Raw genomic sequence first — 15,876 nt, 5'->3', positions numbered from 1 at the left:
AGGGCGTGTCCGGCGGATCTTCGTCCGCGATAGCCGCGCCCAGGCGGCCCCTGTCGACACCGCCGGATCGCCCGGATACGCCCGGTATGAGGGCGATCCGGCGGCGCCGCCAGGAACCACCTGCATCACGGCTCTCATCGAACAAGATCCACCGGACACGCCCTAGGCAGGTTAGCAATCGGTACCGTATCGTTTGCTAAGTGATCGACACAGTACTCATCTCAGGAGCTGGCCCCACCGGGCTGGCGCTGGCCATCCATCTGGCCCTGCACGACATCCCCGTCCGAGTCATCGACGCCGCCGACGGCCCTGCCACCACGTCACGAGCGCTCGGCCTGCAACCGCGCGGCGTGGAGGTGTTGGAACGGATCGGCGCACTCGGGGACCTGCCGGAACGCTCGCAGTCGTTGCTGACCATGAACTACAACGAGGGGCCGCGCACCGTGCTGCGGCTCCAGGTGGGCCGGGCCGCGGCGGCCATGCCGAAACAGGCGTTGCTGATCTCGCAGGCCGAGGTGGAAGGTGCCCTGCGGCAACGGTTCCGCGAAGTCGGCGGCGAGGTCGAATGGTCCACGCGGCTGGTCGAAGCGCGACAGACCGCCGACCGCGTCACCGCCACGGTCCGCACCGCAGACAACACCGACCAGCGCCTGGAGACCGACTGGTTGATCGGCTCCGACGGCGCGCACAGCACGGTCCGCAAGATCGCCGGAATCGGCTTTCCCGGCCGCAAACTCATCGAACGTCTGCTGATGGTCGACGTGCACGCGCAGTGGCCGTACGACAAGAACGGCAGCACAACCTGGATGGACGCCGGCCGCATGCTGTCGGTGACCGCGTTGCCGGGCGACGTGTGGCGGGTGTTCAGTCAACCACCAGTCGGCATACCCGACGAACTGTCCGAACGCGAGATCATCGACCGGGTGCTGGGCGAGTTCGGCCGCCGCAGCGGACTGGACCTGGAAACGGTCACCGACGTCCGCTGGGCCTCGGAGTTCCGGATCCACCGTCGGCTCGCGGACACCTACCGCAGCGGCCGGATCCTGCTGGCCGGCGACGCCGCCCATATCCAAAGCCCGACCGGCGGGCAAGGCCAGAACACCGGCCTGGGCGACGCGGAGAACCTCGGCTGGAAACTGGTGCTAGTGGCCAGCGGCCGAGCCGACCAGCGGCTGCTGGACACCTATGAGGGCGAGCGGCGCCCGCTGGCGCGCACCGTGCTCACCGCGACCAGCACCGCAGTGGACATCATGCTGCCCGACAATCGCTGGAAACGACTCGTGCGCGACTGGCTGGTCATGCCAGCCGTACGCCTGCCCGCCGTGCAGCGTCGCCTGTGGCTGGTCGCATCCCAACTGGGCATCACCTACCGCGGCGGACCCCTGGCCCCCACATCGCACCGGTGGACCACCCGCCCGCGCCCCGGTGACCGGGTGCCGGACATGACGTGCCGACAGCCCGACGGGACCGAGGTCACGCTGCATGCGGCGATATCCGGATCCTGGGTGGTGCTCGCCGACGACAAGCACGAGGCCGCCCGGCACGCCGAGGTCGCTATCGCACGGCTCGGCGCCGACCTGGTCAGCACGCTCGTGCCGGTGCGGACGAAACTCCGTGACGTACTGCTGATCCGCCCCGACGGGCACCTTGCTTGGCGTGGCCACGCGGCACCGGAGAAGCTGTCGGCATGGCTGAACCAGGCGCTATGTCCCGCGTAGACCGCGGCGGCCGCCCACGCGACCCCGCCAACGACGCTTCGATCCTGGACGCCGCGCTGGACCTGCTGATCGAGCGCGGCGCCGCCGGCGCCAGCATCGAAGCGATCGCCCGACGTGCCGGCGTGGCCAAGCTGACCGTCTACCGGCGCTGGCAGTCCAAAGAAGACCTCCTGATGGCAGCACTCGAACACGCCCGGAGTACCGACACCGACACGCCCAAGACCGCACGCTCCATCGACGAACTGGTCGAGCTCATCGCCGAACTGCTGAGCCGACCCCGATTCCAGGCACTGATGGCACGAGTCATCGGCGCCTCGGTGGACTACCCGAAACTGGTGAACGCCTACACCACGCGATACCTCCAGCCGCGGCTTAGCGCACTTGCCGACACCGCCCAGCAGGCCATCGACGACGGCCGATTCCCACCGGACACCGACCCCAACGCGATCCAGGACATCCTCGCCAGCTCGATCGGAATCGTCCTTCTCCGAGGCGAAGACATGACCGCGGAACAGATCGAACACCGGCTGCGGACCCTTTTGCGCCAGATGGGGTACCGCTGACCCACCGCTCGAGGCTGCTCAGGGCGTCGAAGGAGAGAGTTCCCAGACAACTTGTCGGCTCAAGGGCCCGAAGACAGGCATTCAGAAGGTTCCAATATCTGACGTCACCATTTTGCTGTCACTGCCCGCCCAGTTGGCCCGCCACGCCCGCCAGATCCTGCTCCGCCTACCCGCGCACGTCCAGGGCGAAACAGAAACGAATGCGATCGGCACGGTGCGGCTCACGCGCGAAGTCCGGATGGTTGAAGTCCTCGCTCTCTCAGCGGCGCAGGCCGGACGAGGCTTCCCATCGGGCGCCGCCAACAGCGCCGGAGTGATGAGGCGACCGCAGATTGCCGGCAGCACACCGTTGTCGGCGCGAGCGGCATGCCCATCGGCCACATGGTGGGTCAGCTGGTCCGCGAACTGATCGGTGACCGGCGTCGTCCAGTGCCGACTCATCGTCTGGCAGGCCGGACATCGGCTGCTTCGCGTCCCAGCCTGAACGGCTGACGCTCGCGAGCCTTACGGGCGAGGACGCACCGAGCACGGCCACCGCGACCGGCCCGCCAGCTACCGGCCGATGTCTGGTGATCCGGAAACGGGCCCGGAGGAACCCCTGGCGGTGCGACGGTTTCTGCGAGACCGTGGGGGTGGCGGAGCCTCGCCGATAGTGCCGGCGGGCCTGGAAAGCGGGCCTGACAGCGGCGACGCATACCCAGGGTGGAACGTTCACCTCGCGGGAAGGCGGATTGTGATGAGCGATTCAGGTACGGGCGCCACGGGGTCGAGCCTGGGCGAGATGGCCCAACTCTCGGCGATCACGTTGAATGTGAACGATCAGGCGCGGCGTCTCGAAGTGGATCCGCGGACCTCGCTGCTCGACGCGCTGCGCGAACATCTGCACCTGATCGGGACCAAGAAGGGGTGTGATCACGGGCAGTGCGGCGCCTGCACCGTGCTGATCAACGGCCGGCGCGTCAACTCCTGTTTGACGCTCGCCGTGATGCACGAGGGCGACGACGTGGTGACGATCGAGGGGCTGGGCGATCCCGATGGCCTGCATCCTATGCAACGCGCCTTCGTTGAGCGTGACGGCTTCCAGTGTGGCTATTGCACACCCGGCCAGATCTGTTCGGCCGTCGGCATGCTCGCCGAGGTGGAGGCGGGTTGGCCCAGCCACGCTACAGCTGACGTGGCTTCGCCGCGGGTCGCATTGACCGATGAGGAGATCCGCGAGCGGATGAGCGGCAACATCTGTCGGTGCGCCGCCTATCCGAACATCGTCGCGGCCGTTCGGAGCGTGGCGGGAGGAGACCCGGGATGAGGCCTTTCACCTACGAACGCGCGACGGACGCACGCACCGCCGTGGGGGCGGTCTCCCGGCCCGGCGCGAAGTTCATCAGCGGCGGCACCAATCTGCTCGACCTCATGAAGCTCGACATCGAGCGGCCCGGCCATCTGGTCGACATCAGCCGGCTTCCGCTGCGGGACATCGAGGAGCTCCCGGACGGCGGACTGCGCATCGGCGCCCAGGCGGCGAATTCTGACGTGGCCGCTGATGCCCGCGTGCGCACCCGCTATCCGGTGCTGTCGCAAGCGCTGCTGTCCGGCGCCTCGGGCCAGCTGCGCAACAAGGCGTCCACCGGCGGGAACCTGTTGCAGCGCACGCGCTGCCCCTACTTCTACGACACGGCCGCGGGCTGCAACAAGCGGAATCCCGGATCCGGATGTTCGGCGATCGGCGGGTTCAACCGGATACACGCCATCCTCGGCGTCAGCGACTCCTGCATCGCTACCCACCCCTCGGACATGGCCGTCGCGATGACCGCGCTGGAGGCGGAGATCGAGCTGCTCGGCGCCGAGGGTTCGCTACGCCGCGTCGCCATCACGGACTTCTACCGGCTGCCCGGCGACACGCCGCACATCGAGACCGTGCTGCGGCCACGCGAGATGATCACGGGCGTCGACCTACCGCCGCCCCCGCCGGGCCGGCAGCTCTACCGGAAGGTGCGCGACCGGGCGTCCTATGAGTTCGCGCTGGTCTCCGTGGCTGCGATCGTCTCGACCGATCAGGGAACGATCAATCAGGCGCGGGTGGCGTTCGGTGGTGTGGCGCACAAGCCCTGGCGGTCCATTGAGGCGGAGGCCGCATTGACCGGCCGTCCCGCCACCATGGCGACCTATCGTGCCGCCGCTGTGGAGGCGATGCGCGACGCCGTGGGGCAGGGGCACAACAACTTCAAGATCGAGCTGGCCAAGCGCACGCTGTGCCGCACGCTGGCGCAACTGGCCCGGGAGAGTTGAGGAGGCGAGATGATCGGGCAAGCTTTGAACCGTGTTGACGGCCCGTTGAAGGTCGCCGGCCTGGCCCCCTACGCCTATGAGCACTGGGAGGCCGGCCAACCGCTCTACGGATTCATCGTCGGCGCGACCATCGGCAAAGGTCGCATCACCCGGATCGACACCGAGGACGCCGAACACGCACCCGGCGTTCGCATGGTGATGACCCATCACAATGCCCCGGCGCAAGGCATCCGCGATGAGTCCATCCCCTTCGAATACTGGCGCGCTCAGCCGGTGCTGACCAGCCCCGACATTCACCATTACGGTGAGCCCGTCGCGCTGGTCGTCGCCGAGACCTTCGAGCAGGCCCGAGGGGCGGCCAATCTCGTCGACGTGGAATACGCACGCGGGCCGGGACGCTTCGACTTTGCCGCGTTTGAGGACGAGGCGTACGTCCCGAAGGTAGTCAACGCCGGCCTCCCCACCGACACTGCAGTCGGTGATTTCGATACCGGGTTCAACACCGCCGCGGTGAAAGTCGACGAGCGCTACACCACGCCGTACGAGTTCTCCATGCCGATGGAACCGAACGCGTGCCTGGTGGTACCGCGTGGCGAGGACCTCACCGTCTACGTCAGCTCCCAGATCGTCGACGCGGCGCATGCTTCGATCGCCAACACGCTTCGGATCGACCCAGCGCGGATTCATATCATCGCCCCCTATGTCGGCGGGGGATTCGGCTCCAAGCTCGGTATCCATGCCGAAACGATCCTGGCGGCGCTCGCCGCCCGCGCGTTGAGCCAACCGGTCAAGGTCGCGCTGACCCGGCAGCAGATCTTCCAGATGGTCGGCATGCGCACCACATCAAGCCAGCGGGTTCGGCTGGGCGCGGGGCGGGACGGACGGCTGGCGGCGATTGCACATGACGTCACCATGCATACGAACCCCGACATGGAGTACGCCGAGCAGACCGCCGCGACCACCCGCAGCCTCTACGCCGCGCCCCACCGGTTGACGAGCCACCGGCTGACGCCGCTCGATCTGCCGCGCGGGGAAGACGTCCGCGCGCCGGGCGAAGCGCCGGGCATGCTGGCGGTGGAGTCGGCGATGGATCAGCTGGCCGATGAGCTCGGGATGGATCCGGTCGAGCTGCGGATCCGTAACGAACCCACCGTCGATCCCGAGCGAGGCGTGCCGTACAGCGACCGGCACCTGGTCGACTGCATGCGCGAAGGCGCGCGCCGGTTCGGCTGGGAGCGCCGCCCCGCCACGCCTGCAAGTGTGCGCGAGGGGCAGTGGTTGGTCGGCTACGGCATGGCCGCGGCCATCCGCGGACACTTCCAAGCACCGACAACGGTGCGGGTGCGGGTGGCGGCGGACGGCACCGCCGTCGTCCAGACGGACATGACCGACATCGGGACGGGCACCTACACCATCCTGACCCAGGTCGCGGCCGAGGGGCTCGGACTGCCGCCCGATCGGGTGCGGATCGAGCTCGGGCGGTCCGAACTTCCCGTCAGCTGGGGGTCCGGCGGCTCCTGGGGCGCCGCCAACTCGAGCACTGCCGTGCATCGGGCGTGCGCGTCGCTGCGGGAGAAGCTACTGGACGCGGCGGGCAGCGACACCCGCTCCCCGCTGCGCGGCCTGGACCTGGCAGACGCGGTGTTCTCCGACGGCAACGTGCGCGTCGATGGCGCGTCCGAGGCGCTGAGCGAGATCGTCGAACGTCATTATCCCGACGGCGTGGAGGCGGAGGGCGAGACCCGCTTCATGGGCGATGATCCGAACTACACGGACTATTCGATCCACACCTACGGGGCCCATTTCGCCGAAGTGGGGGTCGACGCCGACACCGCCGAGATCCGTCTGCGGAGGATGCTGGGCGTGTTCTCGGTGGGCCGCGTGCTCAACCCGAAGACGGCCCGCTCGCAGCTGATCGGCGGCATGATCTGGGGAGCCAGCGCGGCCCTCGAAGAGGAGGCCGTTGTCGACCCGCGATCCGGTGCCTTCGTCACCCGGGACCTCGCGCATTACCTGGTGCCGGTCCACGCCGACATCCCCGACGTCGACGCCGTCGTACTCGACGGGTACGACGACAAGGCCAACATCCTGGGCGCGAAGGGCGTCGGTGAGCTGGGCATCTGCGGGGCCGGTGCGGCGGTCGCGAACGCGGTGTTCAACGCGACCGGGGTGCGAGTGCGCGACTTCCCCATCACACTCGAGAAGGTGTTGCCCGGTCTACCACCCATGGGTATCTGAAATCTGAGACGGCGGTGCCGGTTCACCGGCCAGTAGGCACTTTCCAGGTGCGGGCTACAACCACCCGTTTAAAGATCGTGGTAGCGGATGGGGCCGAGGTGGTCTCGCATGTGGGGTCGCGCCTGCTGGCCGATGTCGCGGACCGGACCACGCTGACCAGCGAGTTGTCGCGTGCGCTGTCCGGGCTGCGGAAGGCGCGCTCCTGGCATGACCTGGGTCGGGTGCTGGCCGACCTGGCGATCGCGGTGGCCGATGGTGCGACCACGGTCTCCGAGGTCGCTGTCTTGGCCGATCAGGCGGCGTTGTTCAGGGTGGTGGCTGATCCAGCCACGTGTGGGCGCCGGCCAGACTCGGGTGGCCTGGATCGGCGTTCATCGATGCCCTCGTTGTCCTGGCCCTCACCTTGCCGAATACGCGCCTGCGTCGAGGTCCTCGATGAGGCTCGGTCCGGTGGGTGTCCAGCCGAGGATTTCCCGCGTCGCGATGCTGGTCGCTGAGAGGTCCATGCCGAAGAAGGTGCCGATCCACCCGAAGTGGTCGTGGACGTCGTCGGCGGCGATAGAGGCGACGGGGAGGTCGAACGCGAGGCCGATCGCCTGCGCGATCTCCCGGGTCGGGACGCCTTCTTCGGCGACGGCGTGCAGGCGTGCGCCTGCCGGCGCCTTGTGCAGGCCGAGGGTGACCAGGCGGGCGGCGTCGAATCGGTGCACGGCGGCCCAACGGTTAGTGCCGTCACCGGGGTAGCCGGAGACGCCCTTCTGGCGGGCGACCGCGGCGAGGACCGCGATGAACCCGTGGTCGCCGGTGCCGTGGACGGTCGGCGCGAAGCGCAGGCTCACGGTGTGCACGCCGCGATCGACGAACTCGAGCGCAAGGTTCTCGCTTCCGCCCCGCAGCGAGTCCGGGCCGTGGAACGGGGACGCGTCGTCCTCGGCGGCGGGCCGCCCCTGCGTCAGGGCGGCGACACCCGAGGCGAGCAGGAACGGGCGGTCAGTACCCACGAGCGTGTCGCCGATGGTTTGCACGGCCGCTCGCTCGGCCGCGTTCGAGGCGGCCGGGTTGGACCAGTCGTGTTTGTTCGCGAGATGGATGACGGCCTCAGCGTCCTGGGCGCCGAGGCGGATGCTGTCGAGGTCGTCGAGGTCGCCGCGGCGGACCCGGGCGCCCTTCGCCTCGAGGGCTGCGGCGGACGCGTCGGACCTGGCCAGGCCGGTGACCTCGTGGCTGGCGGCGAGCAGTTCGTCGACCACGGCGGAGCCGATCCATCCGGAGGCTCCAGTGACGAAAACGCGCATGACGTGATCTCCTTCGACGCCCCGCCACCGGGCGGAGCGATTGATCCAAGTGACCGATGTCCCTGACTGACGTCAGTCACGGACATCACCGTACAGCTTCAAGTCAGTCGCTGTCATCACTACACTTGACGGCATGGTGCGGTGGGAGCCGGGGGCTGCGGAGCGACTACAGAAGGCCGCGCTCGAGCTGTTCGCTACCCGGGGGTTCGAGCAGACGACCGCCACGGAGATCGCGCAGTCCGTCGGCCTGACCGAGCGCACCTTCTTCCGCCACTTCAGCGACAAGCGCGAGGTCCTCTTCTACGGGCAGCACCTGCTCGTGCAGGCGTTCCTTGCCGGCGTGGACACCGCACCACCGGGCGCATCCCCGATCGAGATCGTCGCCTCCGCGCTGCGGTCCGGGGCGTCCTTCTTCCCGGATGAGCGCCGGCCCTACTCCCGGACCCGACAATCCGTCATCGACCAGAATCCCGCGCTGAAAGAACGCGAACGGCACAAGCTCGCCGGCCTCGCCACGACCCTCGCCGACGCCCTGCGCGCGCGAGGCGTCGATGAACTCGCCGCCACCCTGGCGGCGCAGGCCGGCGTCACCGTGTTCGGAATCGCGTTCGCACAATGGATTCGCGAGGACGAACAGCGATCTCTCGCCGACATCGCAGCGGAGGTGCTGCGCGAACTGCTGACCCTGACCGCAAGGGCGACGGCTTCAGGGAGGGGCCCGCAATGACACGGACTGGTAACCACAAGAACCCATCCGCCCGTCGCCGGCACTGACCGGATCACCAGCCCAGGGAATCGACAAGGTCGATTGAGCTGCGTGTCGGCGGTCAGCGCCGTCACCAGCCATCCCGCTTCGGTAACGCACCGACGGCAGCCGCCGCACTCTCGTCGGCATGAGCGTGCGTCGGCCCCGGGAGCTGCGACGCGTCCTGGCGCAGCAGTGCGGCGTGTCGGCGTGATCACGCAGGACTGACAGCGCCACCATCGGCGACTCCCGTCCCGCCGTCTGGGGAGAGTTGCCGGTGATGCCGTGTGCCCCGCGACTGCCGATGTCCCTGACACTCGGTGCGCGCATGAGCACCCACGAGACTGAGATCGCCGCGATGCATTCGCCGCCGCGACCACTGCACCAACTGCTCCCGCTCCTGCTCCCACCCCGACGGCGGCCGTCTGACGATCGGGCTGACGCCAGCCGCCGCAGGTCGTACGGCCTGCAGGCCGCGCTTCCCAGCGCTGTAAGCGAGCCACTCGCCGACCACGAACCACTGCGTCTACGCACAAGCCAGGCCGTGTCAGCGCGGCCCACTCACGATGACCGACCGAGCGGTCTACATCACCCGTTCAGCCTATGGGCGTGTGACGAATCAGCCACAGAAGGCGACTGTGGGATTTCGCCGAGTCTCGAACGGGAACAGGTCTAAGACTGGGCCGAACGTCGGACCAGTCTTACGCTGGAGGAACTGTGACCGTCACTGGCATCATCACCGCGATCGTCATCGGGGCGATCATCGGGGCACTGGGCCGCCTGGTTGTTCCTGGCCGGCAGCCCATTCCCATCTGGCTCACCATCCTGGTCGGGATCGTAGCCGCGTTCATCGGCACCTTCATCGCCCGCGCGATCGGCATCCCGACTGCCACCAGCGGCATCGACTGGCTCGAGCTGCTCGTACAGGTCATCGTCGCCGCGGTCGGCGTCGTCCTCGTATCGAACCTCTACGGACGTCGTGCCGTACGGCGCTGACACTCGATCCAGTCACCGGGCCCACCTCGCAATGAGGTGAGCCCGGTGTCGCCCCAGGGCAACTCGTCATTTCAGGGAATTTCAGGATCCCATCCTCGGCAGGGAGACACCGCCCCACCTGCTGGTACCTCGAAGACACCGGGACCACAGCTGACGTGTGGGTGCCCGAAACTCGGCTTACGTCATGTACCTGGGTCACGCACGGATCACCATGATGGCGGTGTCGTCGGCGTGGTAACCCCGGTTGTGCTCCCCGACGGCCTGCAACACCCGGTCGAGGATGCCGTCGGCGTTCTGTCCGTGGTACCGCTGGGTGAGGACCTCGGCGAGTCGGTCGTCACCGAACAGTTCCTGGCCGCGGCCGGCCCGGGCCTCGGTGACACCGTCGGTGTGTAGCACCAGCGCATCGCCGTGGCCGAGGACGAAGTCGGCCTCCTCGAGTACGACGTCGTCGGTCAGGCCGAGGACGCAACCGCGGGTCGGCGGCACATCGATCCGACCGTCGGCGCGACGGATCAAGGGTGGCTCGTGTCCGGCGCTGCACAGACGCCCGGTGACACCGCCAGGGCCGGGGAACAGCGTGGCCAGCGCTGCAGTGAGCATCTTCGTGCGGCCGTGCTGGGCGATCAACGCGTCGTGCAGCCGGAGCAAGACGTCCCGGGTAGTCGCGCCGGGATGCGCGGCCTCGGTCCGCACGGTGTAGCGGGCAAGCGCGGTCAGCTTCGCGGCTTCGACGCCGTGCCCGCACACGTCGCCCATCACCGCCCACCAATGGCCACCGGCTTCGAAGAGGTCGTAGAAGTCACCGACGACCTCGACCCCGTGCCCGGCGGGCAGATATGCCGCGGCCGCTGAGATCCCGGGAATTGCGGGAAGCCGCGGTGGCAGCAGGCTCTCCTGCAGCGAGCCCGCCAGCGCGGCCTGCTCGTCCCGGGCGTCCCGCATGGCCTCGGCCTGTGCGCGGGAGTCGGACAGCGCGCGGCGCAGCTGAGCCTCGGCACTCACCGCCCGAGCCAACGTCGCCAGTGCGCGCTGCTGCTGTGCGGTCCACGAGCGTCGCACGTTGCTCATCACGCACAGCCCGCCGATCACGTGGCCTGCCTCGTCGCGCACCGGGAAGCCGATGCACGCCCCCACGCCCAGCTCGGTCACCACACCGAGGCGTCGGGTGCGGTCGTCACATCGAGTGTCCTCGATCACGAGTGCCCCGTCGGTGGCGATGATGATCTGGCTGACGCTGTCCTCGACCCGAATCTCGCGTCCTTCGCTCGCGTCGACACCCACGGCGCTCTTCCAGAACGAGCGATGCGCATCGACCACCGTGAAGTAGGCGCGCTCGCCGCCCGCAACCTCGAGCGCCAACTGCACGAGGTCGTCGAAACAGGTTTCGGGTTCGGTGTCGAGCAGCCCGCTCTGCACCACAGCCAGCAGCCGGTCTGGATGGATCACTGCCGTTGGCGCCTGCGCAGCGCCGGGTACGACGGGCGTCCTGATCAACGTCGCCACCGCTGGATCCTGGAGCGATGTCATGGCAGATCCGTCGTGACGTCGAGACGGTCCGGCCCGGGTACGGGCTTGATGCGCCGACATGGCAGATGTCTCCGGGGACGACGATGAGGGAGTCACCGGGGTCCGGGGCGACGAGCGCGAGTGTACCGGCTTCCGTGACGTCGCATGGCATGTCGCATGGCGCTCGTGGCGGCGATTTTGCTGTTCAGGCGTGGTGTGTTGGCCGTCGCCGGCGTTCGATCGCCCGTTCAGCCGTCCAGTACGCAGTCCCCGGTTGGCACCGTGACGCAGGTCTGGATCTTCTGGTGGTCCCCGTGGTGAGTGGTTCCGGTGCGGAGGTCGCGAACGCTCCCGGCAGTGAGGGGGATGACGCAGGTGTGGCAGATGCCCATGCGGCAGCCGAACGGCATCAGGATGCCGGCCTGCTCGCCCGCCTGCATGAGGGTGGTGGCGCCGTCGACGGTGGTCGAGATGCCGGATGCGGAGAACCGTACGGTGCCGCCCTCGGTCTCGGTGCCGGCGAAGGTGGCGCTGAAGCGTTCGAGGTGCAGGGCGTCGGACAGGCCGGCGTCGGCCCAGGTGGTGGCGACCTCGTCGAGCAGGGTGTTCGGACCGCACGCCCAGGTGTGTCGCTCGCGCCAGTCCGGGCAGATCCGGGCGATGCCGTGGGTCGGAGTCAGGCGCCCGTCGCGGCGGGTGAACTGCTCGTGCAGGACGAAGGCAGGTTTGCTGCTGGCGAGGTCGTGGAGTTCCTCATGGAACAGCATGTCGTCGCGGTCTCGAGCCGAGTGGGTCAGAACGACGTCGGGCATGGTGTCGCGGCGGTCCATCGTGCGCAGCATCGCCATCACCGGTGTGATGCCCGACCCGGCGGTGATGAACAGCAGCCTCGGGGGCGGTGGGTCGGGCAGGACGAACTGACCTTGCGGTGCTGCGAGTCGCACGACGGTGCCCGGGTCGAGCCCGCGCACGAGGTGTTCGGAGAGCAGCCCCTCGGGCATGGCCTTGACCGTGATGGTGATGAGCCCGTCGTGGTGTGCGGGCACCGAGGTCAGCGAGTACGAGCGCCACCGGAACCGGCCTGCAACCGCGACCGCGATACCCACGTACTGGCCGGGCTGGTGGTCGAACTGCCAGCCCCAGCCCGGCTTGATCACCAGTGTGGCGGCGTCGGCGGTCTCCGGAATCACCGTGACCACGCGGCCGCGCAACTCCCGGGCCGACCACAGCGGGTTGATCTTCGACAGGTAGTCGTCGGGCAGCAGCGGAGTGGTCAGGCGTGTCGCGGCGCTGCGCAGCTGCCGGATCGGTGACGCGGTCCAACTCATGATGCTCGCCGCGCGTGCGGAGCTCGGCTTGTCGGCTCGATGCGGGCCGGCGTCCGGTCGTCGGGTGTGCCGGCGCCGGGCAGGGCGAGTCGGGCGATCGTCGCCAGTACCTGGACGTATTGCCTGGGCAGCGGGCCGCTGGTGTAGGGCAGACCGTAGCGCTCGCACAGCTCGCGGACCTTCGGTGCCACCTCCGCGTACCGGTTGGAGGGCATGTCGGGGAACAGGTGGTGCTCGATCTGGTGGCTCAGGTTCCCGGCCATGAGGTGCATCAGCGGCGGCCCGTCGAGGTTGGCCGAGCCGAGGAGCTGGCGGACGTAGAAGTGCCCGCGGGTCTCGTTTTCGAGCTGGTCCTCGGTGAAGGAGTGGGTGCCGTCCGGGAAGTGCCCGCAGAAGATCACGGCGTGCGACCACACGTTGCGGGTGACGTTCGCGACGAGGTTGCCCGCCAACGTGGTCGGAGCGGCGAGCCCGGACAGCAGCGGGAACGCCACGTAGTCCTTGATCAGCTGCCCGCGGACCTTGCGCCACAGCCCGCTGAGCTCGGCCTTCGCCTGCGCCCACGGCTTGCGCCCGGCGACGACGTTCTCGAGTTCGATGTCGTAGATCGCGATGCCGTATTCGAAACCCAGCGCCAGCGCGACGTTGTAGAGAGGCTGGAGCAGGTAGATCGGCTTCCACGGCTGCGCGGGGTCCACCCGCATCGACGCGTAGCCGAGGTCGCGGTCCTTGCCGAGCACGTTGGTGAAGGTGTGGTGGACGTAGTTGTGGGAGTACTTCCACCCCTGTGCGCAGGAGGCGGAGTCCCATTCCCAGGTCGTGGAGTGGATCTCTGGGTCGCCCATCCAGTCCCATTGCCCGTGGAGCACGTTGTGGCCGATCTCCATGTTCTCCAGGATCTTCGCCACCGACAGCGCCGCTGTGCCGGCGGCCCATGCGGGCGGGAACAGCGAGACCATCAGCAGCGCGCGGCCGCTGGCCTCCAGCCCGCGCTGCACGGCGATCACGCGGTGGATGTAGCGGGCGTCGGCCTCGCCCAGGTCGTTCATCACCTCGGAGCGGATCGCGTCGAGCTCTACGCCGATGCGCATGAAGTCGGCGTCGGAGAGGTGAGCGGTGGTGGGGACGGTGCCTGTCGTCGTGCCGGTGCAGATGGTGCTCATCCAGAACTCCTCCCGGGCCGGACTCGGCCGCGGATGATCTGTGCGAGTTCGAGGGAGCAGGGTCTGGGCTACCACTCAGCGTGCACTTCCACCGCTACCAGAGGTTGGGCCGCGGCGAAAGCTTGGACCAGGCCTGAGTGAACGCGATCGCACTCTGTCGCACACATCTTGTCGCCAGCGCCTTGCCGGCGTGGCCTCGCGGACCTTCGCTCGGCTCGCAGGCGCTACCCGGTGCAGCGTCGCGGCCCGTCAACCAGCGCCTCGGGTCAGTCGCTCTGCAGCCGGCCTCACCCGATGGTTGGCACGGAAACGGTCCGGGTACTCCCTAACGAAGTTGATCTGCCTCAAGAAGGGGCCAGGGTCGACGGTTCGAAAGGTGGCAGGTATGACCTTCGCAGACAAGTTCACCCACAAGGCGCAAGAGCTACGCGGACGCATCAAGCGCAACACCGGCGAAGTTACCGGCGATAGACGGCTCCAGGCGGACGGCAGAGCCGACGAGGTGAAAGGCAAACTCAAGCAGGCCTTTGAGAAGATCAAGGACGCTTTCCGCAGATGGGGCGCCCGCCGCCGCCCTCGTCAACATTAACCCGGTGTCTGCCACCGAACCGACCTACCGACCCGGGGAGCCCTGCCCCTCGTCGCTCATCCTCGTTCGGGCTACCGGAGCTTGCTCGGTGGGCCGTTGGACCGCGCTGTGAACTGGCCGCGGGCGCATTTGGGTGACACGCGTGAGGAGAGGGATCGTCCCGCAGCATCGGACCGCGGCGGCGGCAACCGGCCCTCGCACTTCGAGCGGTTCGTCGAGCGTGCCTACCTGTGGGTCAGCCGCCCACCGTTCTTCTTCATCTGCGTGACGATCGTCGTGGCATGGTTGGTCAGCCTGCCGCTGTGGGTCGATCTGAAGGAATGGCAGGTGGCGATTCACACCGTCACGAGCGTCATCACACTGCTGCTGCTCGCGTTGCTTGAGAACGCCGCGCGGCGAAGTGAAGAGGCCTCGCAGGAGAAGCTCAGCATGATCGCGGAGGCGCTCGCGGCGCTGATGGCCTCGCGCGCCACCGAGGATCGCGACCTTCAGGAGGCGGCGACGAAACTGCGTGAGGCGATAGGCCTTGAAGAGCGCCATTGAGCTGGATAGGGAACTGCTCGCGCTGGACGCCGGCACCCCGGTGCAGGTCGACGTCGCGCCCCGGGCGCTGGCGACGGTCGGCTGATCCGGCTTTTCGCTCTCGGCTTGTCCCGTGTGCGTCGCTGCGCCGGCTCTCGGTTACATCCGGCGGTACCGCGCCTGGAGCATCGCGAACAGGCCGAAGGCCACAAACCCGATGGCTACCGCCGTGAGCAGGAATCTCCCGAATGGCTGCGCCAGTATCGTCTGTAGCGCGCCGTCGAGTCCCTGCCCCTGCTGTCGGTCGAAGGTCAGTGCCGCGTAGCTGAGCAGGCCTCCCCCCACGCCCAAGGCCAGGCCCTTGGCGATGATCACCGAGGCGACGCCGACGCTGATGATGATCAGGCCTGTGGCTACGACGATGATCTGTCCGCCAGGCCAAGCCAGTACACCTGTGGTGGCTTGCTCCTGGGACTGGGAGCTCGACGATCCCGAGCCGAGGGCGACCGATGCCGCGCTGATCCCGAGCGCTGCGCAGATCACCGCCTTGGCTCCCCTGGTGACCTGTATCCGGGCCCGTCTTACGCCATGGTGACGCCGGCACCCGCGCGTGGTTCGGCGTCGCCGGGCTGGTGTCGATCGCCTTCGGCATCGTGCTCATGGCCCGTCCCGACGTCGGTGCCCTCTGGCTGGCGGTGATCTTCGGGATCTTCAGCATCGCGTTCGGGATCTCGCAGATCGTGCTCGGCGTGCAGGCGCGCCGGGTCGACTCCGCCGCACCCGGGCTCGGCGGTGTGCCGGCCTAGGCCGCGTCCTGTAGACCGCCAGTCGCGCTCGCGTCCGGCGCGCTGGCATGTGGACTCTCAGGGCAGGTACTGCGGTAAATGCCCGAAACGGGACGGAAGGCCCCACGAACTCCGACCC

Annotated in this window: 15 protein-coding genes and 1 pseudogene; 11 read left to right on the top strand and 5 right to left on the bottom strand. The window is 68.3% G+C overall.

Going from position 1 to position 15,876, the window contains the following annotated elements; translation table 11 throughout:
* The first annotated feature begins 200 nt into the window (after positions 1–200).
* From ABD143_RS08670 to ABD143_RS38155, 6 genes and pseudogenes are all read left to right on the top strand, one after another.
* Positions 201–1,718: an FAD-dependent monooxygenase gene (locus tag ABD143_RS08670; RefSeq protein WP_343973948.1), complete on the top strand. Its 1,518-nt coding sequence runs from the start codon at positions 201–203 to the stop codon at positions 1,716–1,718.
* A complete protein-coding gene (locus tag ABD143_RS08665) occupies positions 1,706–2,281 on the top strand; it encodes a TetR/AcrR family transcriptional regulator (RefSeq protein ID WP_343973945.1) in 576 nt (191 codons plus the stop codon). The genes ABD143_RS08670 and ABD143_RS08665 overlap by 13 nt, the downstream gene beginning before the upstream one ends.
* A gap of 781 nt (positions 2,282–3,062) precedes the next feature.
* Positions 3,063–3,587 (top strand): 2Fe-2S iron-sulfur cluster-binding protein, encoded by a 525-nt coding sequence (locus ABD143_RS08660; protein ID WP_343973943.1) that lies wholly within the window; start codon positions 3,063–3,065, stop codon positions 3,585–3,587.
* On the top strand, positions 3,584–4,567 hold the full coding sequence (locus ABD143_RS08655; protein WP_343973940.1) for an FAD binding domain-containing protein: 984 nt from the start codon (positions 3,584–3,586) through the stop codon (positions 4,565–4,567). The genes ABD143_RS08660 and ABD143_RS08655 overlap by 4 nt, the downstream gene beginning before the upstream one ends.
* Before the next feature lie 9 nt (positions 4,568–4,576).
* Positions 4,577–6,805, top strand: coding sequence for a xanthine dehydrogenase family protein molybdopterin-binding subunit (locus ABD143_RS08650; RefSeq protein WP_343973937.1), 2,229 nt, complete (start codon positions 4,577–4,579; stop codon positions 6,803–6,805).
* 47 nt (positions 6,806–6,852) lie between these two features.
* A pseudogene (locus ABD143_RS38155) lies at positions 6,853–7,155 on the top strand (IS1380 family transposase); the annotation flags it as partial.
* Between the two features lie 48 nt (positions 7,156–7,203).
* Here ABD143_RS38155 and ABD143_RS08645 read toward each other — a convergent pair.
* Positions 7,204–8,100 (bottom strand): SDR family oxidoreductase, encoded by an 897-nt coding sequence (locus tag ABD143_RS08645; RefSeq protein WP_343973934.1) that lies wholly within the window; start codon positions 8,098–8,100, stop codon positions 7,204–7,206.
* A gap of 133 nt (positions 8,101–8,233) precedes the next feature.
* On the opposite strand from ABD143_RS08645, the gene ABD143_RS08640 reads away from it, so the two are divergent.
* Together ABD143_RS08640 and ABD143_RS08635 are read left to right on the top strand one after the other, a co-directional pair.
* A complete protein-coding gene (locus ABD143_RS08640; protein WP_343973931.1) occupies positions 8,234–8,827 on the top strand; it encodes a TetR family transcriptional regulator in 594 nt (197 codons plus the stop codon).
* A gap of 735 nt (positions 8,828–9,562) precedes the next feature.
* Positions 9,563–9,841, top strand: coding sequence for a GlsB/YeaQ/YmgE family stress response membrane protein (locus ABD143_RS08635; RefSeq protein ID WP_343973928.1), 279 nt, complete (start codon positions 9,563–9,565; stop codon positions 9,839–9,841).
* Between the two features lie 195 nt (positions 9,842–10,036).
* Here ABD143_RS08635 and ABD143_RS08630 read toward each other — a convergent pair whose 3' ends face one another.
* The 3 genes from ABD143_RS08630 to ABD143_RS08620 form a co-directional block, all read right to left on the bottom strand.
* Entirely contained in the window at positions 10,037–11,371 is a 1,335-nt protein-coding gene (locus ABD143_RS08630; RefSeq protein ID WP_343973924.1) for a PP2C family protein-serine/threonine phosphatase, read from the bottom strand.
* 227 nt (positions 11,372–11,598) lie between these two features.
* On the bottom strand, positions 11,599–12,678 hold the full coding sequence (locus ABD143_RS08625; protein WP_343973921.1) for a ferredoxin reductase: 1,080 nt from the start codon (positions 12,676–12,678) through the stop codon (positions 11,599–11,601).
* Positions 12,675–13,769 carry a fatty acid desaturase family protein gene (locus ABD143_RS08620; RefSeq protein ID WP_343974186.1) on the bottom strand — a complete coding sequence of 365 codons (1,095 nt, stop codon included), beginning with the start codon at positions 13,767–13,769 and terminating at the stop codon, positions 12,675–12,677. The genes ABD143_RS08625 and ABD143_RS08620 overlap by 4 nt, the downstream gene beginning before the upstream one ends.
* 457 nt (positions 13,770–14,226) lie before the next feature.
* On the opposite strand from ABD143_RS08620, the gene ABD143_RS08615 reads away from it, so the two are divergent.
* Both ABD143_RS08615 and ABD143_RS08610 read left to right on the top strand, forming a co-directional pair.
* Positions 14,227–14,430: a CsbD family protein gene (locus ABD143_RS08615; protein ID WP_343973918.1), complete on the top strand. Its 204-nt coding sequence runs from the start codon at positions 14,227–14,229 to the stop codon at positions 14,428–14,430.
* 96 nt (positions 14,431–14,526) lie between these two features.
* Positions 14,527–14,973 (top strand): low affinity iron permease family protein, encoded by a 447-nt coding sequence (locus ABD143_RS08610; protein ID WP_343973916.1) that lies wholly within the window; start codon positions 14,527–14,529, stop codon positions 14,971–14,973.
* A 138-nt stretch (positions 14,974–15,111) separates the two neighbouring features.
* Here the strand turns inward: ABD143_RS08610 and ABD143_RS08605 are convergent, their stop codons facing one another.
* Complete coding sequence (locus ABD143_RS08605) at positions 15,112–15,495, bottom strand: DUF1206 domain-containing protein (RefSeq protein ID WP_343973914.1); 384 nt, start codon at positions 15,493–15,495, stop codon at positions 15,112–15,114.
* Between the two features lie 89 nt (positions 15,496–15,584).
* Between ABD143_RS08605 and ABD143_RS08600 the strand changes: the two genes are divergently transcribed.
* On the top strand, positions 15,585–15,758 hold the full coding sequence (locus tag ABD143_RS08600; RefSeq protein ID WP_343973911.1) for a DUF308 domain-containing protein: 174 nt from the start codon (positions 15,585–15,587) through the stop codon (positions 15,756–15,758).
* Positions 15,759–15,876 lie beyond the last annotated feature (118 nt).

It is taken from the genome of Pseudonocardia aurantiaca, assembly GCF_039526725.1.
In the GTDB taxonomy this organism is placed as follows: Bacteria; Actinomycetota; Actinomycetes; order Mycobacteriales; family Pseudonocardiaceae; genus Pseudonocardia; species Pseudonocardia aurantiaca.
This window is presented reverse-complemented; position numbering and strand designations above follow the sequence as displayed.